A 25426-nucleotide genomic window follows, 5' to 3' on the forward strand; every position below is an offset into this window, starting at 1 on the left:
TAGCGAATCCGAGACTAAATATTTGAGAAATAAGTCCTCATCATGAGGACTTATTTGCACCTTGCTTTAGCCATCTTGATTAATAGATTCAATTAACTCGTCCAGTACCCGTTCTGCTTGATCATTCGTTACCTGGCAGGTGCCTGCGTTTAAGTGACCGCCACCGCCATAACGTAAACATAATTCGCCAATATTTGTTTGCGAGGAGCGGTCGAGAATAGACTTGCCAACGGCAAACACTGTATTTTGCTTTTTAAGCCCCCACATTTTATGAATAGAAATGTTACATTCAGGAAACAGAGCGTAAATAATAAAGCGGTTTGTCGCGTATATTAAATCTTCACTCATAAGGTCTAATACCACAAGATTGTCGTGGACGGTTGCGCATCGCTTGATTTGTTTTTTAGCCAGTTCGTCATGTTCGTGGTAAATCGTGACTCGCTCTTGCACATCTTCTAAAGCGAGGATCTCATCAATTGAGTGATTACGGCAGTAGTCAATCAACTTCATCATGAGTTGATAGTTTGAAATGCGAAAGTTTCGAAAGCGCCCTAAGCCTGTTCGAGCATCCATAATGAAGTTTAACAAGACCCAGCGTTTAGGGGTGAGAATTTCTTCCTTGCTAAACTGGGCGGAGTCGCCTTTGTCGACAGCGTCCATCATTTCACTGGAGATATTGAGGAATTTACTGGCTCCACCGTAGTAATCATAGACAACACGAGCAGCAGAAGGGGCCTCAGGGTTAATGATATGATTTGTTATATTGCCCTTATTACGAACAGTTTCGCTCAAATGATGGTCAAAGGCGAGATGACAACCTGGGACATACGGAAGATTAGTTGTTATGTCTTTGGGGCCGATATCAATTTTGCCATCTTGCATATCTTTGGGATGCACAAATACAATATCATCGATGATATCAAGGTATTTCAGTAAAACGGCGCAGACCAATCCATCGAAGTCACTTCTTGTTACTAGACGAAATTTATTGTCAGTCATGTTTCTCTACATCCATTCAAAATACATTACTTACGACGAGTCACAAATTGTGAAATGTCTACCAATGTGTCACCCAGTAATGATAGAGAGATGACAATAACCTCCGTTCTCTATCATTATGGGCATTGAGCGCTATTAAGGAAAAATAAACTCTTCTAACTCTAATAAGCTTTTTAACCAAATATCATAGCCTTTTTTGTTTAAGTGTAGTTTGTCTCCTTCAAAGAGGTTGTCCTTAATGGCATCATTTTTATCTATTAGACCTGAGAATAGATCAATATATTGTGTATTGGGGCGAGTTTTGGCTAAACGTTCAATTTGAAGATTAGCTGCTTCGATGGTTTTTCGCATACCTGATCGTGCTGGACTGCATTTTATGCTGATTAAGGTCACAGGAATGCCGGGTAAGTGCTGATCAATTTTTTGTAGAAGGTCGATGTAGAGTTCAATGACTTTATTACTGTCTTTATGATTTCCAATGTCGTTGTCTCCGGCATAAACGACTAAAGAGCGCGGATTATATGGCAGTACAATACGCTCAAAGTAATAAACACACGCTTCGAGGGTGGCGCCACCAAAGCCAAGATTGATCGCGTCTTTATGGGCTAATTTGTCATCAATGTCTTCCCATAAGCGCATAGTGGAAGAGCCATAAAAGGCAACTGGACGTTCTTTGCTGTGGCGGCTAGCAAGACGAAATTCTAGTTCTCGAACATCGGATTCGAATTCTACATCCAGCTGATTTAAGCTCATGACATTTGAGCGATAGCCGTTTCGGCCACTCAATATAGGGTACTGTCGAATTTCATGTGCTAGCTCAACCGCTTCGGCCACATACCCACGATATTCTTCTTGGTAGCTCGCTAAGAAAGCCTGTAAAGCACTAGGGTCGTCTGAATTAACTCGGTCGGATAGTTTAAAGGCTGGTTTGATAACAACAGTATAGAGATTATGATCCGCCCTTTGATCAAAGTTTGCTACGACGATAGGAACGATCCATGGTTCATTTTGGCCCATTGAGCTGGCCAGTTCGAACGCATAAGGCAGGAATTTGCCCGGCGACTCTTGTGTCGAGTAACTCATGCCTTCTGGTGATATCATCAGTGGGAAGTTTTGGCGCAGAGTCTCTTGAGACTCTTTGATAAAAGCGTCATGTTCGGCCGGGTTCTTACCTAGGTTTTCCCAACTACTCACAAAAATATTGTCAAAACGTTCGTAGTAGTCATCACGCCAATATTCACTTTCCGCACTGCGGCGAATAACTCGTTGCCCAGAAATACCGTATTCTTTATCGATGATCATGGCGCTGATGAATTGTGCGTCGACAGAGAATCGAAAGCCATTAGGCAGACGATTGGTTTGCGAGCCTAAAAGGTGATTATAGATAAAAAGGCTGCCTGCTTTTTTGGGTAAATTTTCTAGTCCTTTAATTACGTAGGGTACTTGCTTGAAAGCTTGCTTAAATTGCTCAGTACCGAATCGTCTTGCATCGAGTGCTGGAGTGTCTTTAGGCAGGCTATTGATGGTGTCATAGGTTGTTTGTAAGTGACGATAGAAAGCATTTTCCCGTTGTAAGTCTTTTAGTATGTCTAAACACATACCTGAAATAGTACGCTCTAGGGGAGCGCCAAAGTGGAGGCATTTATACAATATACCGAATGCTTCGTCTGTTGTGATCACACTTTTCAGCAATTCAGCCACTTTGTAAAGAGGTGAGCTGACGGGAAGAATAGCCGCATTCTGTTCAATGACATTATTAACTGCTAATGCTTCGTCATTCGATATTTGCGATAAATAGCGCATACGGGCAGAGAGTAAGTGTGTGCTAATCAACCAAATTAACCGGTACCGGTACTTGATGGCAAATTTGGGCGACTCTTTAAACAAGCTCGCTAGCGCTTCTTTTGGAATGAACAAAATACTGCTATCTCGTGAAGAGATAATAGAGGCCCGATTACGTAACCGACTGTTTGGAGTACACCAAGACAAGACTGTACCAGCGCGAGAAATGGAGCGTGTGGTGATGAGTTCGCCACTGTCTGTCTGGTAGCTCATGATCGCTTTGCCTTTCACCAGAAAATACAGCCCGTCGGGAATTTGATCCTGTTGGCTGATAATATCGCCTTGATGAGCGAGAAGGATGGATGCTTGTTTGGCTAAGGCATGGATCTCTGCTTGGGTAAAGGTTTGGCAGAATTGAGCGTAATTGAGTAATTCAATGGAGTCTTTTAGTGACTGTATTTGAATATCTGGGTTCAATAGTGGTCGAGTGGCTTCAAACGCTAGAGACTCATTGGAAAAGAAGGGGCGAGTCTGGTTTTGAATGGTTGTCAGAACGGGTAAAGACTCTTCATAAACACACTGTAAGAAGTGATTGGCAAAGTCTAAATTGGCATCTAGGTATTTTTGTAAATCGACAATTGGCCACGCAAGTAAGCTTGTTGACTTGGTCGCGGTAAAGGTGGTTGCATAACGAGAAGGGTGACGGAACGCAGACCAACCAATAGGCGCAAATAAACTGTTGATCAGCCCCACGTTGTAGGCTTTTCCTTGTTCTCGTAAGGGAATCGAGATGGCGACTTCACCGTCCAGTAAAAAGTATAAGTATTGACCTATTTCAAACTGCTTCGCGAGTACTTCACCTGCATCGAGTGTTTTGATGCTAACTAATTCTATTAATGATTGTCGTAACTCATCGTCCACGTTTTCCATAAAAGGAAGGGCATTTACGTGTTTTATTATGGCATCCATTTTATAACCTCGATTCTGTATGCCCTTAATTGGGGCGTTTGATCGTCAGTGTTTTTCCAAGAACTGCATAATCACTTCCACCCAGCCGGCTAATTGGGTTGAGTTGTGCGTTATCGATAATGTTTCGGTCGCCTTCTTGTTTGATAATCTCATCATCCACATGCAGATTGAGAACCTCTAGGTAGCATGCACTAAAGGAAGAGTTTCCAACATTCTGCAATTCGAATAAGCGACAGTACATAGCCACTTTAGCTTCTTTTAAACGTGGCAACGATGGTGCGAAAGACGTTAGGTTTAGGTCTGCATTGTCCAGTTCAGATACTCCGTATTCCAAAGTGGCTGCGCTGTCGTTGAGTGCATGAATCTGTTCCAAACTTGGAATATGCAAGACACATTCCTGTTCGCGAATGAGGTTGCGCTTGGTATCTTTCTGCTCGTTATTGGACTTGTTACCGATGGACACAACCAATAAAGCAGGATCAGGAGAGATAATGGAGAAAAAAGAAAAGGGGGCCAAGTTATAAGTTTGGTTTTCATTCTTTGTCAAGATCCAGGCAATGGGTCTAGGCGTGACAGTCTGTGTCATGAGGTGGTAACGGTCGAATGGATTCGTTTGCTGAAAATCAAAAATCATATGATTACCTGTTGATGACGTTGAAAAGGCTTAAGAAAGAGTTGAAGAGGTTTTCTGCGTCTCGTATACCTGAATAGGTGATAGAACAATGCTGGCGCTATTGTCGAGACGAGTAAGCTGTCTGTGTCTTTCTTCGCTATTGTACTTAGGTAATGTACCTCGTTGGTAAATCACCACCTAAATTACTACATATATCAATCGATTGTGAATGCCTTATGAAGAACTTGTGGTAATTATTGGTAACACAAGGCGGAAGAGGAGGTTTCCTATTTTTTCTCTTAATGAATAAGATATCTATAAAGAGTGAGTGTTTTTTGATCAGAAAAAGAGTATTTTTGTATCTAAATGTGAATTTTTCTTGTTTACAAGGAGGGTAGATACACTCCTTAAAGCGCTTACTTTTCAGTCACTTATTCTTCTAATTTGTTGTTTTGTTGAGCATATTGTATGTGCTCTTGGCTTTTTTATTTTACGTTGGCAGGCTTGAGTACCTGCCAGACTATGCTAAATATAAAGAGTGAACCTGATAAATTTTTCTGGTGAATTTGCTAAAAAATCTATGGGTCATTTTTGCTAAAAGCCTAGCCACACTGATTTTGAGAGGATGCTGTAATGAGTATTTTTGATCATGTCCAATCTCGCTATGACGCTCAAAAAGACGAAGAAATGTCTCTCGATGAGTATCTAACTTTATGTAAACAAGATAAGTCTGCTTATGCGTCCCCAGCAGAGCGCTTACTTATGGCCATTGGTGATCCAGAGGTTATAGATACTTCTAAAGACACACGGATGAGTCGTATTTTTTCGAATAAATTAATCAAACGCTATCCATCGTTTGAGCACTTTTATGGCATGGAAGAGGCTATCGAAAGAATTGTAGCTTTTTTAACCCATGCCTCCCAAGGTTTGGAGGAATCGAAACAAGTTCTTTATCTCCTAGGACCTGTTGGTGGCGGTAAATCGTCCTTGGCGGAAAAACTCAAAGAGTTGATGCAATCTGTACCGTTTTACGCGATTAAAGGGTCACCTGTTTTTGAGTCTCCTTTATCCTTATTTGATATCGCCGAAGATGGCGACATTTTGGAAGAAGAATACGGTATTCCAAAACGTTACCTGAAAACTGCTATGTCGCCTTGGGCTGCCAAGCGTTTGAAGGAGTTCAATGGAAATATTGAAGACTTTCGTGTGGTTAAAGTCTACCCGTCAGCCCTCAATCAAGTGGCGATTTCGAAAACCGAGCCGGGTGATGAAAATAACCAAGATATTTCCGCTTTGGTGGGTAAGGTGGATATTCGTAAGCTTGAATTCTTTGAGCAGAATGATGCGGATGCCTACAGTTATTCCGGCGGCTTATGTCGGGGTAACCGAGGTATCATGGAATTTGTGGAAATGTTCAAAGCGCCAATCAAAGTGTTGCATCCGTTGTTAACCGCGACTCAAGAGGGGAACTACAATGGAACCGAGGGGCTTGGCGGTATTCCATTTGATGGGCTGATTCTAGCTCACTCAAACGAATCAGAGTGGCAAACGTTCAAAAACAACAAAACCAATGAAGCTTTTATTGACCGTGTTTACACCGTGAAAGTGCCTTATTGTACTCGTGTGACAGAAGAAATTTCTATTTATCAGAAGCTGTTAGAGCACAGCTCATTGAACCACGCGCCTTGTGCGCCAGATACTCTAAAAATGCTCGCCCAATTTTCCGTCTTATCTCGCTTGAAAGAGCCAGAAAACTCCAGTTTGTTCTCAAAAATGCGCATTTATGATGGGGAATCGCTAAAAGATGTGGATCCAAAAGCGAAGTCACTTCAAGAGTATAAAGATGCCGCAGGCGTGAATGAAGGCATGGACGGTTTATCAACGCGCTTTGCCTTTAAGATCTTATCGCGGGTGTTTAACTTTGATCCAACAGAAGTCGCAGCTAACCCTGTACATCTTATGTATGTGCTGGAACAACAAATTGAGCAAGAACAGTTTGATCAAGATCGTCACGATCGATACCTACGAATTTTAAAAGAGTATTTAGCGCCTCGTTACGTGGAATTTATCGGAAAAGAAATTCAGACAGCATATTTAGAGTCGTACTCTGAATATGGACAGAATATCTTTGATCGTTATGTGACCTACGCGGATTTTTGGATTCAAGATCAAGAGTATCGTGACCCTGAAACGGGAGATATTTTGGATCGCTCTTCTATCAACGATGAGTTGGAAAAAATCGAAAAACCCGCCGGAATCAGCAACCCTAAAGACTTCCGTAATGAGGTGGTGAATTTCGTGCTGCGTGCGAAAGCTAACAATAATGGTAAAAATCCTAGTTGGTTAAGCTATGAAAAACTTCGTGTGGTAATTGAGCGAAAAATGTTCTCTAACACTGAAGATTTGCTTCCTGTTATCTCTTTCAGTGCGAAATCGTCCAGTGAGGATAAGAAGAAGCACAATGAATTTGTAAAACGCATGGTGGAGCGTGGCTATACCGAAAAACAAGTTCGCTTGCTGTCTGAGTGGTACTTACGAGTGCGTAAGTCTCAATAGCGTATTGGAGTAAGCGTCTATGAGTAAGACTAGGTTGTTTTGTCTGATCAGTAAAAGGAGGTGGGTATGTCATACATAATTGACCGCCGCCTAAACGGTAAACATAAGAGCAGCGTGAATCGCCAGCGATTTTTACGTCGCTATCGTGAGCATATTCGAAAAGCCGTTGAAGAAGCGGTCAATGAAAGGAGCATCAAAGACTTAGATCGTGGTGAACGAATTACCATACCTCAAAAAGACATTCATGAGCCCAGTTTTGGGCATGGGCAGGGTGGAACTGGCTCCATTGTCCACCCTGGTAATAAGGAATTTATAACCGGGGATCGCATACCCAAACCGAAAGGTGGATCAGGTAGCGGTTCTGGCAATGGCGATGCGAGTGATTCTGGAGAAGGGGAAGACGATTTTGTGTTTCAGATTTCTCAAGAAGAGTTTCTCGATTATGTTTTTGAAGATCTTGCGCTGCCTAACCTACTCAAAAAAGAACTGAAAGAAATTAAGGAATTTAGCTTACGCCATGCTGGTGTGGTAAGTGATGGCACACCCTCTAAATTAAATATCGTGCGCTCTATGCGCCATGCCTATGCACGCCGTATGGTGATGAGTGGTGGGCCGCGACGTCAGCTTAAAGAGGTCGAAGCGGAAATAGCACATTTATTGGCTCAAGATTCGGTGCTTAGAGATGATCATCGTCTTGCTGAGTTAGAAGAACAGAAGGCGTTACTAGAGCAGAAAATTAGCAGTACACCTTTTTTAGATACATATGATTTGCGTTATAACCACCATGTGAAGGAGCCAAAACCCAGTTCACAGGCGGTTATGTTTTGTGTAATGGATGTATCGGGTTCTATGACACAAGAGACCAAAAATATCGCAAAGCGGTTTTTTATTTTGCTGTATTTATTCTTGCGTCGTAACTACGAAAAAATCGATGTTATTTTCATTCGTCACCATACCAGTGCTAAAGAAGTGTCAGAAGAAGAGTTCTTCTATTCACGGGAGACTGGAGGAACTATTGTTTCCAGTGCCTTAAAGCTAATGAATAAAATTATTGAGGAACGTTACCCGTCTGATTCTTGGAATATTTACGCGGCACAGGCCTCTGATGGTGATAACTGGGATGATGATTCAATGATCTGTCGGAAGATCCTTGAAGAAGAGATTGTCGATAAGGTTCAATATTTTACCTACATTGAGATTACTCCTCGCGATCACCAAAGTCTGTGGTATTCCTACGAGCAGGTTCAGGCTGCCCATCCAAAATACTTTTCGATGCGGCATATCACAGATGTTGGCGATATTTATCCTGTTTTCCGGGACTTGTTCCAAAGGAGGCAACATGAGTCAAGTGGCCAGTAAGAAAAAGCGTCAGTTTCTGTCCGAAGGACCTGAATGGTCATTCGAGTTGATTCAAAAATACGATGAAGAGATTGGCAAAATTGCCAGAGAATATGGGTTAGATACTTACCCAAATCAAATTGAGATCATCAGTTCTGAACAGATGATGGATGCCTATGCGTCTGTTGGTATGCCTTTGGGTTATCATCACTGGTCCTACGGAAAGCAATTTCTAGAAGTGGAACAAAATTATAAGCGTGGCCGCATGGGCTTGGCTTATGAGATTGTCATTAACTCTTCTCCATGTATTGCTTATTTGATGGAAGAGAACAATATGATGATGCAGGCATTGGTTATTGCCCATGCTTGTTATGGCCACAACTCCTTCTTTAAAGGCAATTATTTATTCAAAACATGGACGGATGCGACGGCGATTATTGACTATCTGGTTTTCGCCAAGAAATACGTACAAGAGTGCGAAGAGAAATACGGTGTGGAGGAAGTCGAATTAACGCTGGATTCTTGTCATGCTTTGATGAACTTTGGGGTGGATCGTTATAAGCGTCCTGTGCCGCTTTCTGCTCAAGAAGAACAATTTCGTCAAGATGAGCGCGAGCAAATTCTTCAGCAGCAGGTAAATGACTTATGGCGGACGATTCCTATAACTGAAAAGGATGAAGAAGCGGCCAAGAAAGAACGCGTTTTTCCTTCGGAACCGCAGGAGAATTTACTCTATTTCTTAGAGAAACATGCGCCATTATTGCGTCCTTGGCAGCGAGAGCTGATCCGTATAGTGCGTAAAATGGCACAGTATTTTTACCCTCAACGCCAAACGCAAGTGATGAATGAAGGGTGGGCATCATTTTGGCACTATACCTTAATGAACACCTTGTATGATAAGGGTAAAGTGAACGATGGGTTTATTTTAGAATTTTTGCAATCCCATACAAATGTGGTGTATCAACCAAGCTTTGACTCACCCTATTATTCAGGGATTAACCCTTATGCTCTGGGTTTTGCAATGTATTCAGACATCAAGCGCATGTGTGAGAACCCAACTGAAGAAGACAGAGAATGGTTTCCTGATATTGTTGGTAAGCCTTGGGTAGAAGTGCTGGATTTCGCTATGCGTAATTTCAAAGATGAAAGTTTTATCCTGCAATATTTGTCGCCTAAGTTGATGCGAGACTTCCGTTTTTTTGGCATGGAAAACGATGTGCTAGATCCTTTTGTTGAAATTAAAGAGATTCACAACGGCGAAGGCTTTCAAAAACTCAGGGAGCGTTTATCACAGCAATATAACCTGAGTTACCGTGAGCCCAATATTCAGGTGCAAAAAGTGAATATTAACGGTGATCGTAGCTTGGTGTTGCGTCATGTTATGGACGGTGACCGACCTCTCAATGATGACACCGTTGAGGTGATTAAGCACTTTAGGCGATTATGGGGGTTTGATGTACGCTTGGAGTCTTGGGGAAAAAATGGCTTGGTACAAACCTACACTTGTGCTCCTGATGAGTGATTATAGAAGCACAAGGGTGAAGGCGACTACCTAAGTACCATTGCAATTAATACAGATCAATAGCACTGTTAAATGCGATGACTACTCGGTCTTTCTCTCCAAAATAGGGTAGGGCCGAGTGTTTTAAATAAGACGGAAAAACCACCACTTGTCCTTCTGTTGGTAAGAAATCCCATACCCCTTGATTCGATAAATAGGCCGTGCCTGGGTCAGAATAGTGTTCGGCATTGACTCTTGGATCGTAAAAACGGTTGACTCCTCCTTTGCCTTTCACAGCTGCCTCACCTGGTTCTAAATAGTAAATTCCGCACCAAGAACAGTTTGGATGAGAATGTGTGTCATGATAACCGCCCATTTGTGTTACATGATACCAAGACTCAATAATATGGGCTTCTGCTTGAGTGTGTTCGGGCCAATAAGCTTGGTTTAAGCTACTGGCCACCTCTAAAATCAGCTCTTCTAAGGTGCGTTTGACCTCCATAATGGTGGCGTCTTGTATCTCTAAGAAGTCCAGTGTGCTTTCGTGAAGAGCATGTTTTGCCGATGGTGCGATCAGGCTTTCGATGGCCGTGGACTGGGCAGCTTTTTGTTGATAGACGATATCAAGAAGGGCGTCTTTTAGAAATTCATGGTCAGGCAGTTGGGCACTAAATATTGGTGTTGTCCAAACGCTCATTTCTTCAATGCTAGTGGTGTTATTCATCAAGGTATAACCTGGCGCTAAATGGAAGGTAGAAAGGCTCGCCGAGATAGTACCAGCCTGACGAGAGAAAAAAAGGCTTATCAACAAAAGGTCGTGTTTTTTTCTATGGATGTCAGGCGGCAGGGCTAGATGATGAACGATAAATTATTGGCTAATTTAAGGCGTTCAATCACGCTGACTTCTTTATCTATCTCAGAGACTCGGTTTGCCATCTCGGTAATGGCTTAATTGACAGGTTAATTTGGCATTTTCTGCTGACAAACATCCAGTACTAATGTGCGTAACCAACGATGAGCGAGATCTTTATCTAACCGAGGGTGCCACATTTGCGATATGGTGATAGTGTCCGTTTTTACCGGGAGTTCAAAGGTATGAAAAGCGCTCATTTCATGGCCATTCAGCTTTTTGTGATTGTTTAAAAATGAGTCTGGTACTAGTCCAACTAAGTCAGAAGTCTGTATGACTGTAAGAACGGCGGGAAAGCTTGGAACAATAGCCGCTATATGTCGTTCTAGGCCTAATGCCGTCAAGGCGTTGTCCACAGGGCCTTTTGTCAGTCCACGACGGGAAGCAATGACATGGCCGTAAGATACATATTGTTCAGGTGTTATGCTGTCTGTTTTGTGGAGTGGGTGGTTTTTTCTGACTACACCACTAAATCTGTCTCTAAACAGGGCTTGTAAGCGGATTTCTGGCCCCATTGTGTCGTCAAGTACTCCTATTTCAAGATCCGCTTGCCCCTCTCTAAGATATTTGACGTTTTTCTCTGATTTGGAGGCAAAGCGTAAGCGAACGAGTGGTGCGGATATGGCGACTGCCGAGATAAGTGATGCGGCAAACGCTTCGATAAAGCCATCATTCGCTCGAATGGTAAAGGTTCGCTTCAATGTCGATAAATTGAGGGGGGATGAAAGGGGATTGAGTATATTACGAGCTTCGAAGACTGTATCGCGTGTGCGATTTCGTATCCCTTGCGCATAGGGGGTTAATACCATATGACGTCCGGCTCTTACTAGTAATGGGTCTTTCGTGACAACTCGAAGTCTGTTCAGGGTTCGGCTCATTGCTGAAGCGCTTAGTTTAAGCCGTCTTGCGGCACCTGCAACACTCTCTTCCGTCAGTAGGGCATCAAGTGCAACTAACAGATTTAGGTCTGGTTCAGCCATACAGTGTAATTACCTAGTTGATAATTTGATTGGTAATAGATAAGGCGTTATGTGCAGTTTATAAGTATCATTGATGCGCCTTCCGCCATGTTAACAGCAAGCCTATACTTTGCGAGTTCTCTATGTCAAAGAGTCTTTATTACGTAAGAGGTATCTTTATTACATGATATTATTTTTCGATGAGCCAGGTGACGATGGATTGGTAGGATCCGAACGTCGTTTAGCAATGGTGGCCACGATGACAGCAACGACCATGGCCGTCTTTGATGGCTCCATGGTAAACATAGCGTTGCCCAAAATCGCTCAAACGCTGGGAGTGTCAGCGAGTCACGCAGTATGGGTGTCTAATGGTTATTTGTTAACGGCTGCCATGACGTTGGCGATATTTTCAGCCCTGGCGACACGCATTGGTTTTCGCCTGCAGTTCACTATTGGCTTGGTGGTTTTTACCTTGGCGTCTTTAGGTTGTGCTTTGTCATCGTCTCTCGAAATGCTTATTTTAATGCGTTTATTGCAAGGCATTGGCGGTGCCGCTACGTTGAGCATTTCACCAGCGATTTTACGTTCCGTTTTTCCTAATCGATTATTGGGGCGAATATTAGGCTTGAATGCTTTGTTGATAGGCTCTATTACGGCGGTGGCCCCCATTTTTGGTGGAACCTTGTTGTCGACTTTGGGGTGGCAATGGTTATTTGCCATCAACATTCCATTGGGTATCATGGCGGTTATGTTTACGTTGCGGGCGGTTCCTCGTATTGACAGTATCCGTCGTGAACCGTTTGATATTCTTGGTGGGGTGTTATCCGCTGTGATGTTAGGGGCGTTGATTATGACGGCGAATACCTTCTCTCAACTCAGTCACGGTGCCCTTTATTCTGAAACGCTGATCATCGCGACAACGTATGGTGTGGCGGCGATTGTGGCTGGGTGGCTATTTATTAAACGGCAGCGTGTTGCTCCCAAGCCGTTGTTGCCTCTGGAGATCTTTTTGTCTATGCGATTTTCGCTTGCAGCCTTGACGTCTTTAGCGTCTTTTATCAGTCAAGGGATCGTGTTTATTGCATTGCCATTTTTATTCCAAACCGTTTATGGATACAGTGTGTTTGACTCGGCACTGCTTTTTACGCCTTGGCCCATAGGCATTATTTTAGCCGCATCAAATGCTGGCAAACTGTCAGACCGTTATTCCGCTGCTGTCATCTCGGTTATAGGCTCCTGTTTATTTGCTTTGGGAGTTATACTGCTCGCATTACTGCCTGATCAGCCTTCTGTATGGGATATTTGTTTGCGCAGTTTGTTGTGTGGTATTGGTTTTGGTTGTTTTCAGAGTCCTAATAATCGAGAGATGCTGTCGAACGTTTCCAGAGAGAAAAGTGGCTATGCCTCGGGTGTATTGGCGATTGTTCGAACGTTTGGGCAGTGTTTGGGGGCCGCTCTGGTTGGCGTGGTTTTATCCTTTTATGGACAATCAGGAAGTAATACTTTATTAGAGGATCAAGGTATCCAAGTAAGTCTCTGGGTTGCTGCTGTCGCAGCCGTATTGGCTATCTTCATTAGTGTCAGTCGTCAGCAGCGAGGGCAGGCTTAGAAGAGAGTAGGGAGGGTCTGACTTTTTGCTATGGCATTATTTTAGTGGACTGGCAAATCCAGCTCTGTGGCCACGGGTTTGAAGCCACAAAACATCATCACGAGATTGCGAAAGCCTGTTTCTATGTCGGGCCCTTCTAGCCCTTTGATGCGCTTGTCCATCAATGCCAGATAGTTTTGCAAGTAGGGAAGAGTGATGTGGTTATGTCGGTTTAGAGCACTTTCATAAAAGGGGATTCGCTTATCCCAAATTTTTTGGGACTGACAGGCTTGTCTTAGGCTGGACGATTGCATGGCTTTAAAAAGCGAGCTAAGTGTTTGCACTTCTCGGTTAAACAGCCAGAGAATAATGCTGGATTCTACTCCTTCTCCTACTAACTGGTTTAAGCAATGCATGGCTTCTTTGGTTTTGCCCATCAGTAATCGATCACTTAAATCGTAAATGGAATAGCGACTGCTGTCAGCTACCGATTCAGCGACTTTTTCTGCATCAATTTTACTGCCTGCACCATGTAGCAATGCCAGTTTTTCCAGTTCTTGTGAAAGAGCGAGTAAGTTACCTTCGCCGCGTTCACAAATCATGCTGGCCGCATCTCGACTTAGTGAGAGATCAAGAGCTTGGGCTCGTTGTTGGACCCAAGCCGGTAAGCGATTAGCATCGATTGGCCAGATTTGAACAAAGACGCCTTTGCTCTCAAGCTGAGAAAACCATTTCGCTTTTTGTGAGCGAGTATCTATTTTAGGTAAGGTCAGTAAGATAACATTATCATCACTTAATGACTGTGATAATTGTGCCAGTGCCTTGGTATGCTTTTCCCCCATTTTGTCGATTTGAATATCAAACAATCGCTGATTAGAGAAAAGCGACAAACTTTGGTTTTCATTAATCACATCTTGCCAATCAAATTGAGCATCTGCTACATAGCGTAAACGTTCGTTAATGCCATTGTTGAATACCGCTTTGCGCACACTGTCAGCGGCTTCTTGGCACAATAACACCTCGTCCCCAGAGATAATATAAATGGGGGCGAGGGTTTTGTTGAGCTGTTGTGGCAGTTGATCTGCTCTAACTTTCATAGCAATCTTATTATCAATGCGTTATAAGGCCGCTATTTAACGGGTGCGTAAGCAAGGTCAGAAATCAACTGATTGGCAAGATCATTTGCCATCGTTTCCATTTCTGTTTGGTTATAAGCCGCTTTTGTGCTTTCTTCCGCATTTTGGTTCGACAGTATCTTGGTCGTACTAAAGTTGCGAGGACCATAGATGGATTTACCATCTTTTTGGCGAATAAAGTAAACACCACTTAATTCACGTTGTACCTGAGTCACATCGTTTGAACCATTGCGTGCAAGTACTGTATCGGATGTTTTAAGGTGATTAACTTTTAACTCAAGTACATCATCGCCCGCATTTTTGGGGTCTACAACTTTGATACCTGCTCGCGTTAAAGCAATACGCAATGCGGTGTCAAAGGCTGGGGAGCCTGAGTCAGAGGTTAATACTAGTCGTTTTAGAGCTTCGGGAATAGCGACTTGTCCACGTAGATGGAAACCACAAGCGACGACACTAAACGACAGGACAATGAGTAACAAAAAGCGAGTTGTTTTATTCAATGGTATTATCATATCCATGATCTCTAAGGCGATAAAAGGAAATTAGGGAGGCCGCTAGGCCATCCCTCATTGAGTATGTTAGTTCGCGACGATATTGACCAAACGACCTGGCACGACGATCACTTTACGGACGGTTTTTCCTTCGAGGAATTTCGTCACGTTCGGATGAGCAAGTGCGGCGTCTTCAATGGTCTTGTTGTCAGCATTAGCGGAAACAATCAGTTCCGCACGTTTTTTACCTAGTACTTGAACCACAATGGTTAATTCATCTTTCACAAGTGCTGCTTCATCAAGGACGGGCCAAGGGGTATTAACAACGTTATCCGCATGGCCAAGCTCGATCCACAATTGATGGGCGATATGCGGCACGATCGGTGATAGAAGCAGTATTGCTGCCTCTAGTGCTTCTCGTTCAACAGCCAAACCAAGGGGGGATTGGTCTTCAAACTTGCTGATTTCATTACACAGCTCCATTACTGCAGCAATGGCGGTGTTGAAGGTTTGACGACGCTCAATATCATCGGTCACTTTTTGGATGGTCTCGTGCGTTTTACGACGTAGCGACTTTTGCTCACCATTTAACTCATCAATCATTAGCTCACTAGGTGCGCCGGCTTCTGTATGACGATACGCTAAAGACCAAAGTCGACGTAGGAAGCGAGAGGCACCATCGACACCCGCATCATTCCACTCAAGAGATTGTTCTGGTGGTGCAGTAAACATGACGAATAAGCGAACCGTATCTGCGCCATAACGCTCAATCATTTCCTGAGGGTCAACGGTGTTGCCCTTGGATTTAGACATTTTCGTACCGTCTTTGTTCACCATCCCTTGGGTTAATAGGCGTTTGAACGGTTCGTCAGAGTTAACAAGACCCGCATCACGTAACAGTTTGTGGAAAAAACGTGAGTACAAAAGGTGAAGAATAGCGTGTTCAACGCCCCCCACGTATTGGTCAACAGGAAGCCAGTAGTTTGCTTCTTCGGTTAGCATGGTATCCGTTGCGTCTGGACAACAGTAACGTGCAAAGTACCAAGAGGATTCCATGAAGGTATCAAAGGTATCAGTTTCACGTTCTGCCTCTTCTCCGTTGTAAGTAATAGCAGAGAAGCCTGGGTTGTTTTTGATGGGGGAATTGACGCCGTCCATAATGACGTCCGTGGGCAATTCAACGGGTAGTTGATCTTTTGGAACGGGTACGACGGAGCCATCTTTTAAATTGATCGTTGGAATTGGGGTGCCCCAGTAACGTTGGCGGCTGACGCCCCAGTCTCTTAGGCGGTAATTGACTTTTATTTCGCCCAAGTTGCGATTAACCATCCACGCAGAAATGGTGTCGAAGGCGTCTTTAAAAGACAGTCCATCAAACTCACCAGAGTTGCAGAGTATTCCCTTTTCGGTGAAGGCTTCTTTTTCTAGATCGATGCTTTCATCACCTGCAGGTTTCACCACTTGTTTGATGGGCAGTGAATACTTTTTCGCGAATTCAAAATCACGCTGGTCGTGAGCAGGAACCGACATCACCGCACCGGAGCCGTAATCCATCAACACGAAGTTAGCCGCATAAATAGGGACAGCGTCCCCTGTAATGGGGTGAATGGCTTTGAAACCAGTGTCGATGCCTTTTTTGTCAACCATTGCCATGTCCGCTTCGGTGGTCGACATTTTCTTGCTTTCCTCGATAAATTCAGCAAGCTTGGCATTGTTTTGGGCGGCTTCCAAAGACAGAGGATGTTGCGTGGCAACGGCAACGTAAGTGACTCCCATAATGGTATCAGGGCGCGTGGTGTAAACAGATAGACGCTCCTCTTTGTCAGCGACTGAGAAGCTGAATTCTAAGCCTTCAGAGCGGCCAATCCAGTTACGCTGCATGGCTTTCACTTTTTCGGGCCAGCCATCAAGTTGATCAAGATCGTTAAGCAATTCTTCTGCATAGGCCGTGATGCGGATGAACCATTGAGGGATTTCTTTTTTCTCAACGGTCGTGCCACAGCGCCAGCAGCCGCCGTCTTCTACTTGTTCGTTCGCTAACACGGTTTGGTCATTAGGACACCAGTTAACCGCAGAGGTTTTTTTGTAAGCTAAGCCTTTTTCGACTAATTGAGTAAAGAACCATTGTTCCCATTTGTAGTATTCGGGGGTGCAAGTGGCAATTTCACGGTCCCAGTCATAAGCAAAGCCTAATTCTTTTAACTGGCCTTTCATATAAGCAATGTTTTCATGGGTCCATTTTGCGGGGGCCGTTTTATTTTTGATGGCGGCGTTTTCTGCTGGTAAGCCAAAGGCATCCCAGCCCATGGGTTGCATGACATTTTTGCCTTGCATACGCTGGTAACGGGAAATTACATCACCAATGGTATAGTTACGCACATGCCCCATGTGTAAACGGCCACTTGGGTAAGGGAACATAGAGAGGCAGTAAAATTTTTCTTTGCTGGCGTCTGCTACGGCTTTAAATACTTTGTTTTCATCCCAAAATAATTGAGCTGCTTGTTCAATCTGCTGAGGATTGTATTGTTCTTGCATGATGTTTAATGATCCCATAATAGGCGTTAGGTTGGATTGAACTACACAAAAAGCCACCCAAGTGAGGAAACATAGCTGAATCGACAGGAAACTTGTGTAGAGCCCAACAGAAACTAAGAATATTCGCTATTTTATAGAGATGAGGCTCTAATGAGAAGGCACATAGAAGAGGAGTTATGAAATCAATGAAAAAAGATCCGATAAATGAACAAAACAACACCGATCTTGTCGAAGAAGCGCGCCAAATTTTAAAAGGGGCGAAGGATTGGTTTCTAGACGACGTATCTCTAATGAAAGCTTACTGGCACGATAAAATGGGATACACCGAAGCTTGGATTGATGCCAATTGGCATTTGGTTCTAGAAGAAGGGGAAGAACTGACCAAAGAGTTGGATGCAAAAGAAGATGCTGCATTATTATGGCTGATTAACCATGCCAATAATAATCCTGTCCCTTTAGAAGAATGTCATGTCGCTGGCCAAGAAGCTAAAGCGGGTGTTTATCACTGTATGGCATGTGGGCACGATAACATCAAAGCAGAAGACGGCACTCTGGAACCCTGTGAAGTGTGCCATTACGGTTTGATGTCGACTCATCAAGAAAAAGACGACTAGAGCAGGGGAGGCTCTCTATACTCGTATTGCTCTGATGTTCTAATTCCTGTGTTTTGTTAAGAGGGGTGGGCAGCATAATGAAAAAAGCCACGCGATATTAAATAACGTGGCTTTTTTCGTTTGGCTATTTATCGCTTATCCGACGGCTTAGAGCCTCGATTTATACCGTAGGATAATACCAAGCAGAGGATCATTAATAGTACAACGGGCCATTCTCCCCATTTGACATAGGGTGTTGATCCACTAAAGGTTTTTACCGTTGTCGTCATGGTGGTACGCTTAAATTGCGGCGCTTCGTCGGTGATTTTTCCATTTTCATTTACCACCACGGTGAGCCCTGTGTTCGTCGCGCGAACTAAATATCGCCCTGTTTCTTTTGCTCTAAACTGGGCTATTTGCAAGTGTTGCCATGGGCCGATAGAAGCGCCAAACCAGCCATCATTACTGATGTTGATTAAAAAGTCACTTTTGGCGGCTAAGTCACGTACTTGATCTGTATAGACGATCTCATAACAAATAAACGGAGCGGCTTTCCATTTGCCAACGTGTATGAGGCCTTGATGTGCCCCGCCTGGTGAAAAAGTCGACATAGGCATGCCAAAAATATCAAGCACCGGACCGATGATGGATGAGAAGGGAATGTACTCGCCAAAGGGAACGAGATGGCGTTTGTAGTAAAGACCTTTTCCGTCACCCAATGCCCACATGGCGTTATAATAGGTATTTTTTTCTTTATCGAAAGAGGGGACTCCGGTGACTAAGGTGGTATTCGTTTCGATTAGTAATTTGTTTAATTGGCTTAAATGCGGTCGAATTTGCTGATAGAGATACGTTATCGCGGTTTCTGGCCAAACCACTAAATCGCTGTCTAAATGCTGTACGGTTGCTGATTCATAATATTCTAAGGATGAGCGGGCTGTCGTTGCTTGCCATTTCTCACTCTGTTTGACATTGCCTTGTACCAGTGTGGCTTTGAACTGTCCTGTTTGTTTCACCCATTGTTCAGGGAAATACTGAAGATAGGCTGCGCCAAGCCAGGCTAGGAGAACGATGGCGATCATAACGGCATGGTTGTGACGGCTGAGGGTGCAGCTGGTAACGATACTGGATGTTAAGACAACAATGGCGCTGGTTAACCATATGCCGCCAATGGGGAGTAGTTCGTAAAGCCAAGATGTTTGGATCGAGTAACCTGGCAGCAACCAAGGAAAGCCGGTAAAAAATGTGCTTCGTGCATACTCGAACGCCAATAAACTGGTGGCAAAAATAAGTCCGGGTGGGATACGGGTAAATATCTTAACCAGTCGCCAAGTGACCCAAGAGGATAGAGTCCAAAACAGAGTAAGAATGAACACAAAACCAAAGGTAATGAGAGCCGAAATAGTATTACCTACATGCCCATAGGTATCGATACTCACAAATACCCAAGAGACGCCGCAGCCAAAAAAGCCTAGTCCGACAGCGGTTCCTCGCCATGCGGCGCTTTTTGCGTTATCACTGGTTAAAACCAGCCAGCAGAAGACCACAATGGTGATAAAATAGCTGGGCCAAAAATTAAAGGGTGAAAAGCTTGTAACACCCAGTGCGCCTGCCAAGAAACCTATGCATAGCGCAACGGGTGAAGGTAATTTAGTAAGAAAAGGGCGTTTCCACCCCGCCTGCTTGCTTGTGGCTGATTTGGGGTGGGAGTGGGGCATACTACTCTGTCGCTTCTGTATTCAATCGTGAAACTTTGATGGTTTTAACGCGTCGCCCATCGGATTTTAAGACGTAAAAATTCATGCCGCCAAAGATGATTTCCTCACCGCGTACAGGAACATGACCAAATTGTTGTACCAAAATGCCGCCAATGGTGTCGAATTCTTCTTCGCTAAAACTAGCTTTAAAATATTCATTAAAATCTTCAACTGGACATAAAGCCGGTACTAAGAAGACATCGTCTTCGTCTGTTGTTTGAATGTCTTCGTTTTCTTCCCGGTCTGTTTCATCTTCAATTTCACCAACGATTTGTTCGAGAACGTCTTCAATGGTAACCAAGCCCGATACACTACCATATTCGTCTAAAACCAATGCCATGTGATAGCGCTTAGTTCTGAAGTCGTTGAGTAGCACATTGAGGCGCTTGCTTTCAGGAATGAAATTAGCGGGACGAAGGCAGGACAAAATATCGTCCATAACAATGTCTTCATCTTTAAAAAGGAGTGGCAGCAGGTCTTTTGCTAGCAGCACACCCAATATTTCATCTGGCTCTTCACCGACCACAGGGAAACGTGAATGTGAAGAATCAATGACTTTACGAATCGAGGTCTTTGGATCATCTTCTGATCTGATCACCACCATCTGGGAAGGCGGTATCATAATATCTCTAGCCTGTACCTCAGACACCTCTAATGCACCTTCAACAATCGTGAAGGCATCACGATCAATGATGTCTGATTTAACCGCCGCCTCCAGCAGTTTGATGATGTCTTCTCTGCTGCGGGGCTCATCGTTAAATGCTTGCGTTAAACGCTCAAACCAAGATTTCTGTTGATCGTTGGTGCTACTCGATCGGTCTTCGCTCATGGGGTTATGAACTCACTCTTTTATCAAATATGGATCTGGAATATTAAGAGAAGCCAATAACTGAGTTTCTAAGGCTTCCATTTCTTCTGCTTCATCGTCATTTATATGATCATAGCCACGTAAATGCAATATGCCGTGTATGGTCATATGGGCCCAATGATGCAATAAGGGTTTTTCTTGTTCAATGGCTTCACGCTCAACAACTTGTGCGCAGATGACTAAATCACCTAATAAGGGAATATCAAGTTCCATGGGCGCATCAAAAGGAAAAGACAAGACATTAGTTGGTTTGTCCTTTCCTCGGTATTCGTTATTAAGTGCTTGGCTTTCTTCTTCATCAACTAGACGGATAGTGACTTCGTATTCATCACCAGATAACGGTAAGGCCGTGGTTACCCATTGTTTGAACTCATCGCTACTTGGCACATTGTCTGTTGCTTCGCAGGCGATTTGTAAATCTAATTCCAAGTGGGCCATTAGCTTTTGTTACCTTGATTGGTGGCTGAGTGGGAGGGACTGGCTTCGTTCTTAGATGTTGAGTCATTTGCAAGCGCCGTCTGTTCAGACTGTGCTTGTAAGCGGGCTTCAGTTCGTGCCTTTTTCGCTTCTTCCTCTTCTGTATCAAAACGCTCATACGCTTCAACAATGCGTTGAACCAGCGGATGACGAACCACATCGGAGGCCGCAAAGTGCGTTAAACTAATGCCGTTGACGCCACGTAAAACGTGCATGGCATGAGCCAAACCAGACGATGTACCACGAGGTAAGTCCACTTGAGATGTGTCCCCTGTGATCACCGCTGTGGAGCCAAAGCCAATGCGCGTCAGGAACATTTTCATCTGTTCGCGGGTGGTGTTTTGGCTTTCATCCAAAATAATGAAAGCATTATTTAGAGTCCGGCCACGCATAAATGCCAGCGGGGCGATCTCGATAACGTTTTTCTCTATCAGTTTGTCGACCAGTTCAAAGCCCAGCATTTCATAAAGTGCATCGTATAAAGGGCGTAGGTAAGGGTCGATCTTTTGTGATAAATCCCCAGGTAAAAAGCCTAATTTCTCACCCGCTTCAACCGCTGGACGAACTAACATAATGCGTTCGACGCGATCTGCTTCTAGCGCTTCGACGGCACAAGCAACAGCCAAATAGGTTTTTCCCGTCCCGGCGGGACCAATACCAAAGTTGATGTCGTTTTTACGCACCTCTTTTACATAGCTTTGTTGGTTTTTACCTTTGGGTTTGATAAAAGCTTTGCGTGTTTTGATGACCAATTGATCACCGTTATCTTTTGAGTTTTTGCTCAAAGACTCAATGGCCGATTCCTGCAAATACAAGTGAATGGTTTCGGCTGAAAGAACCCCTTGTGCCCGCGCTTCACGATACAAGTTTTCCAGTAGGATTTTTGTGGCGGCGACATTGTCAGAGCTTTCGCCTGAAATATCAAACAGATCACCACGGTAGCGAATGGTGACATCAAGACGCTTTTCAATCAGTTTGATGTTTTCGTCTAGTTGCCCACATAAGACAGCCAAAGCATCGGCTTCGGCTGGTGCAAGGCGTATTTGTTGAGTTGTCTGTGTCGTTTCCAAGAGTTACCTTACTTAGTGAAGGACAAAATCGGTGTCAAGTTCAGAGCTGATCAACTCACCTAGTAGGGAGTTTGAATAAGCATCTGTGATCACCACGTCTGCAAATTTACCGATCAATTGAGGATCGGAAGCACGGAAGTTAACAATGCGATTGTTTTCAGTGCGGCCTTGAAGCTGTCCAGGATCACGGGGTGAATAACCACTGATCAAAATGCGCTGAACCTCACCAACCATCGCTAAACTGATGTCAAACGCTTGTTGACTGATACGACGTTGTAATATGGCTAAACGCTCTTTTTTCAATGCTTCTGGTGTGTCGTCTTCCAGACTTGCTGCCGGCGTACCTGGGCGCTGGCTATAAACAAAACTGAATGAGTGATCAAAGCCGATTTCCTGAATTAAGTTCATGGTATCGACAAAATCTTCGTCGGTTTCACCTGGGAAGCCAATAATAAAGTCCGAGGACAGGCTGATGCCTGGTCGCGCGTCCTTAATGCGATTGATTTTATCAATGTAATATTGGCGATCATGACCGCGTTTCATGGCACTAAGGATGTTGTCGGCACCACTTTGTACCGGTAAGTGAAGATGGCTAACCAGCTTGGGCTCTGTTCGGAAAGCTTCGATTAAACTATCGGTAAACTCTACCGGATGAGAGGTGGTAAAACGAATGCGTTCAATGCCATCGATTTGTGCCACAGCGTGAATAATGTCGGCAAGATCTGCTTCGTCACCTTCTACGGTTTCGCCACGGTAAGCGTTGACGTTTTGCCCTAATAGATGGATTTCGCGTACACCTTGCTCTGCAAGCTGTATGACTTCTTTCAAAATGCTGTCGAATGGACGACTGACTTCTTCCCCACGGGTATAAGGTACCACGCAGAAAGTACAGTACTTACTGCACCCTTCCATGACGGACACAAAGGCTTCTGCTCCTTCTACTCGCGGAGCGGGCAAGTGGTCGAATTTCTCAATTTCGGGGAAGGTTACATCCGTAATGGGGATATGCTTACCCGCTGAATTCACCATTTCTGGTAGTTTATGCAGTGTCTGGGGCCCGAAAATCATATCAACATGTTTGGCCCGCTTACGAATGGCATCGCCTTCTTGGCTCGCAACGCATCCGCCCACACCAATGACTAAATCGGGGTTTTTCTGCTTGAGCTTTTTCCAGCGACCAAGTTGGTGATACACCTTGTCTTGCGCCTTTTCTCGAATAGAGCAGGTGTTCAAAAGAAGCACATCCGCTTCTTCCGCATTGTCCGTGAGTTCCATCTCATGGCTTTCGCCCAGTAAATCTGCCATACGAGAGGAATCGTATTCGTTCATTTGACAGCCGTGAGTTTGGATAAAGAGTTTTTTTGCCATGTCACTTATAAACCTAAAAAATTATTCGTCTATCGACTTTGGCACTATTATATTTGGCTTTGCTTCCGAATCACAGGGGTGTTGAACATTCGAACCCATTAAACTGAAAATAGTCCTTATTTCCTTTGATCATCTTGGTTTATTATTTGGTTTTAAATGGGTGTTGATGCGTTGCCATTCGTTTGGCTTAATCGGCATGACAGATAAGCGGTTGCCTTTTTTAATAAGTAACATGTCGCTAAGCTCTGGGTCTTGTTTTAGGGTGCTAAGGGGTAAGACGTTTGACCATTTTTCGACCAGTTCAATATCCACCATGAACCAGCGAGGATGATCTGGGGAGGATTTAGGATCATAATAATGGCTGGTTGGATCCCAACTTGTGTGATCCGGGTAGGCTTCGCGTGCCACTTTCGCCACGCCAGCAATGCCAGCTGGTTTACAGCTTGAGTGGTAAAAAAAGATGAGGTCACCCATTTGCATGTTTTGCATGAAATTGCGGGCTTGATAATTACGAACACCATCCCAGGGTGAGGGACCTTGTTGTGCTAAGTCATCAATGGAAAAAGCATCGGGTTCAGACTTCATGAGCCAGTAATTAGGCATATTATTCTCCGTTTGCATAATGATACATACTCTTAGTATATGATTTATAAAATTGTATCTACAATTAAAGAAAATTTACCCAATGCCCTCAATGAGTTGCTTATCTCTCAATGCATTGGGTTGTCATGCTCTTCATATGGATGAGGATATATGAGTCAATTCGCCTGTAAAGATTTTTCCGCACTGGAAAAAGAACTCAAGGATGACCTTCTCGAGTGCTATCAGGAGGCACAGCAAGAAATAGAAGAAATTGTCAATAGTATCGAAGATGATGGCTTCTCCTTTGATAAGTTAGATAATTTGTTTCGTTCTCTGCATAGCATGAAGGGCAACTGCTCTGTGTGTTTTTTAGATCCACTTGTGGGGGCATTGCATCGTCTTGAAGAAATCGTTGATGGTATGCGAGGCGGGTATATTCAGTACCATTATCACCTTGGTGAATTGATTAATGTTGTGATTGAACAAATCGGCAATTTGCTGATGCAGCTTTATAAATTCCATGGTGCTGAAACGGCCACGTTAAATGTATTGCAAAATGGTTTGGACACGCTTTATGCCTGTGAAGACGATGAACAGCGACCTTCCTTGGCAAAGGTTTTACTGGATGATATATCAACGGAAAAAAGGGAGTCCGAGGCGGCGGTGACTCCTGCTCGAACGGCCGATCTCTTAGTCAAAGTGGAATACACTAAAGCGCAAGAATCCGATATCGAGCAGTTTAAGGTGTTCAGTTCCAAGTTAAATCGTTTGTTAGGCTATTCTCCTGAACGCAGTGAACGCATCTTAAAGCTTTGTCAGCTGATCAACCTTGAATGCAAAAAACAGGAAGACCCAGCTCAATTAAGTGCAGCAGCTTATATGCATAATATGGGAATGGCGGTGATCCTGAATTGCAAAGATGATGAAGAAGCGCGCAAGCAAGCTGAATGGAATCATCCTATGGTAGGGGCTCAATTATTAAGTAAACATGAAGGCTGGGATGAGGCGGTTTCCATGGTGATAGCCCACAAAGAACGCTTTGATGGCTCAGGGTTTCCTGAGCAAATTGTCGGTTCGATGATTCCGCAAGGGGCGTTTATTTTGGCTGTGGCGGTGATGTTTATTGATGTTGTTTGGGGGAAATCGGGCGAAGAATACCGAAAGAGTTCCATGCGAGCCATTCAAAAGGTGAATTTTGAAAGTGGCAAAGGTTTCCCTCCCCATATTGTAGATTCTTTTAATGCAGCTATTCGCAAGGTGCTGGTGGCGCGGAAAAAATAATTGTTACGACGCTTTTTTTAATCCCACCAAAAATTGCTACCATAGTCTTATCT

The 25426-nt window shown here is 43.9% G+C and carries 20 protein-coding genes; 6 read left to right on the plus strand and 14 right to left on the minus strand.

Going from position 1 to position 25426, the window contains the following annotated elements; translation table 11 throughout:
• Positions 1-66: 66 nt before the first annotated feature.
• From MSP8886_RS10265 to MSP8886_RS10275, 3 genes are all read right to left on the minus strand, one after another.
• On the minus strand, positions 67-999 hold the full coding sequence (locus tag MSP8886_RS10265; protein WP_067016043.1) for a DHH family phosphoesterase: 933 nt from the start codon (positions 997-999) through the stop codon (positions 67-69).
• Positions 1000-1134: 135 nt separating this feature from the next.
• Entirely contained in the window at positions 1135-3750 is a 2616-nt protein-coding gene (locus MSP8886_RS10270) for a GDSL-type esterase/lipase family protein (RefSeq protein WP_067016046.1), read from the minus strand.
• A gap of 25 nt (positions 3751-3775) precedes the next feature.
• Entirely contained in the window at positions 3776-4384 is a 609-nt protein-coding gene (locus MSP8886_RS10275; protein WP_067016049.1) for a flavin reductase family protein, read from the minus strand.
• Positions 4385-4996: 612 nt separating this feature from the next.
• Between MSP8886_RS10275 and MSP8886_RS10280 the strand changes: the two genes are divergently transcribed.
• From MSP8886_RS10280 to MSP8886_RS10290, 3 genes are all read left to right on the plus strand, one after another.
• A complete protein-coding gene (locus tag MSP8886_RS10280) occupies positions 4997-6919 on the plus strand; it encodes a PrkA family serine protein kinase (RefSeq protein WP_067016052.1) in 1923 nt (640 codons plus the stop codon).
• 66 nt (positions 6920-6985) lie between these two features.
• The gene (locus MSP8886_RS10285; RefSeq protein ID WP_067016055.1) at positions 6986-8278 is read left to right on the plus strand and encodes a YeaH/YhbH family protein; all 1293 of its coding nucleotides are present in this window, start codon (positions 6986-6988) and stop codon (positions 8276-8278) included.
• Positions 8259-9779, plus strand: coding sequence for a SpoVR family protein (locus tag MSP8886_RS10290; protein ID WP_067016058.1), 1521 nt, complete (start codon positions 8259-8261; stop codon positions 9777-9779). The genes MSP8886_RS10285 and MSP8886_RS10290 overlap by 20 nt, the downstream gene beginning before the upstream one ends.
• Before the next feature lie 46 nt (positions 9780-9825).
• Here MSP8886_RS10290 and MSP8886_RS10295 read toward each other — a convergent pair whose 3' ends face one another.
• Entirely contained in the window at positions 9826-10482 is a 657-nt protein-coding gene (locus MSP8886_RS10295; protein WP_067016061.1) for a TIGR02466 family protein, read from the minus strand.
• A 236-nt stretch (positions 10483-10718) separates the two neighbouring features.
• Positions 10719-11648: a LysR family transcriptional regulator gene (locus MSP8886_RS10300; protein WP_067016064.1), complete on the minus strand. Its 930-nt coding sequence runs from the start codon at positions 11646-11648 to the stop codon at positions 10719-10721.
• A 163-nt stretch (positions 11649-11811) separates the two neighbouring features.
• Between MSP8886_RS10300 and MSP8886_RS10305 the strand changes: the two genes are divergently transcribed.
• Positions 11812-13236, plus strand: a complete 1425-nt coding sequence (locus MSP8886_RS10305) for an MFS transporter (protein WP_067016067.1) — start codon at positions 11812-11814, stop codon at positions 13234-13236.
• A 41-nt stretch (positions 13237-13277) separates the two neighbouring features.
• Here the strand turns inward: MSP8886_RS10305 and holA are convergent, their stop codons facing one another.
• The 3 genes from holA to leuS all read right to left on the minus strand — a co-directional run bounded on the left by holA (position 13278) and on the right by leuS (position 17377).
• On the minus strand, positions 13278-14312 hold the full coding sequence (holA, locus tag MSP8886_RS10310) for a DNA polymerase III subunit delta (protein ID WP_067016070.1): 1035 nt from the start codon (positions 14310-14312) through the stop codon (positions 13278-13280).
• 32 nt (positions 14313-14344) lie between these two features.
• A complete protein-coding gene (locus MSP8886_RS10315; protein WP_067016073.1) occupies positions 14345-14863 on the minus strand; it encodes an LPS-assembly lipoprotein LptE in 519 nt (172 codons plus the stop codon).
• Between the two features lie 66 nt (positions 14864-14929).
• Positions 14930-17377, minus strand: a complete 2448-nt coding sequence (gene leuS / locus MSP8886_RS10320; protein WP_067016076.1) for a leucine--tRNA ligase — start codon at positions 17375-17377, stop codon at positions 14930-14932.
• A 176-nt stretch (positions 17378-17553) separates the two neighbouring features.
• Here leuS and MSP8886_RS10325 point away from each other — a divergent pair, with 176 nt between their 5' ends.
• Positions 17554-17991, plus strand: a complete 438-nt coding sequence (locus tag MSP8886_RS10325) for a hypothetical protein (RefSeq protein WP_139063128.1) — start codon at positions 17554-17556, stop codon at positions 17989-17991.
• 128 nt (positions 17992-18119) lie between these two features.
• Here MSP8886_RS10325 and lnt read toward each other — a convergent pair whose 3' ends face one another.
• The 6 genes from lnt to MSP8886_RS10355 form a co-directional block, all read right to left on the minus strand.
• The gene (gene lnt, locus MSP8886_RS10330; RefSeq protein WP_067016082.1) at positions 18120-19688 is read right to left on the minus strand and encodes an apolipoprotein N-acyltransferase; all 1569 of its coding nucleotides are present in this window, start codon (positions 19686-19688) and stop codon (positions 18120-18122) included.
• Between the two features lies 1 nt (position 19689).
• Entirely contained in the window at positions 19690-20556 is an 867-nt protein-coding gene (locus MSP8886_RS10335; RefSeq protein ID WP_067016085.1) for a CorC family transporter, read from the minus strand.
• 12 nt (positions 20557-20568) lie between these two features.
• Positions 20569-21033, minus strand: a complete 465-nt coding sequence (gene ybeY / locus MSP8886_RS10340) for an rRNA maturation RNase YbeY (RefSeq protein WP_067016088.1) — start codon at positions 21031-21033, stop codon at positions 20569-20571.
• Positions 21033-22142, minus strand: a complete 1110-nt coding sequence (locus MSP8886_RS10345; RefSeq protein ID WP_083200905.1) for a PhoH family protein — start codon at positions 22140-22142, stop codon at positions 21033-21035. Before MSP8886_RS10345 ends, ybeY begins: the two co-directional genes overlap by 1 nt.
• Positions 22143-22154: 12 nt before the next feature.
• Positions 22155-23510, minus strand: coding sequence for a tRNA (N6-isopentenyl adenosine(37)-C2)-methylthiotransferase MiaB (miaB, locus tag MSP8886_RS10350; RefSeq protein ID WP_067016091.1), 1356 nt, complete (start codon positions 23508-23510; stop codon positions 22155-22157).
• Between the two features lie 129 nt (positions 23511-23639).
• Positions 23640-24113 (minus strand): EVE domain-containing protein, encoded by a 474-nt coding sequence (locus tag MSP8886_RS10355; protein ID WP_067016614.1) that lies wholly within the window; start codon positions 24111-24113, stop codon positions 23640-23642.
• A 150-nt stretch (positions 24114-24263) separates the two neighbouring features.
• Between MSP8886_RS10355 and MSP8886_RS10360 the strand changes: the two genes are divergently transcribed.
• A complete protein-coding gene (locus MSP8886_RS10360; protein WP_067016094.1) occupies positions 24264-25373 on the plus strand; it encodes an HD domain-containing phosphohydrolase in 1110 nt (369 codons plus the stop codon).
• The last annotated feature ends 53 nt before the right edge of the window (positions 25374-25426 follow it).

It is taken from the genome of Marinomonas spartinae (genome assembly GCF_900089775.1).
In the GTDB taxonomy this organism is placed as follows: Bacteria; Pseudomonadota; Gammaproteobacteria; order Pseudomonadales; family Marinomonadaceae; genus Marinomonas; species Marinomonas spartinae.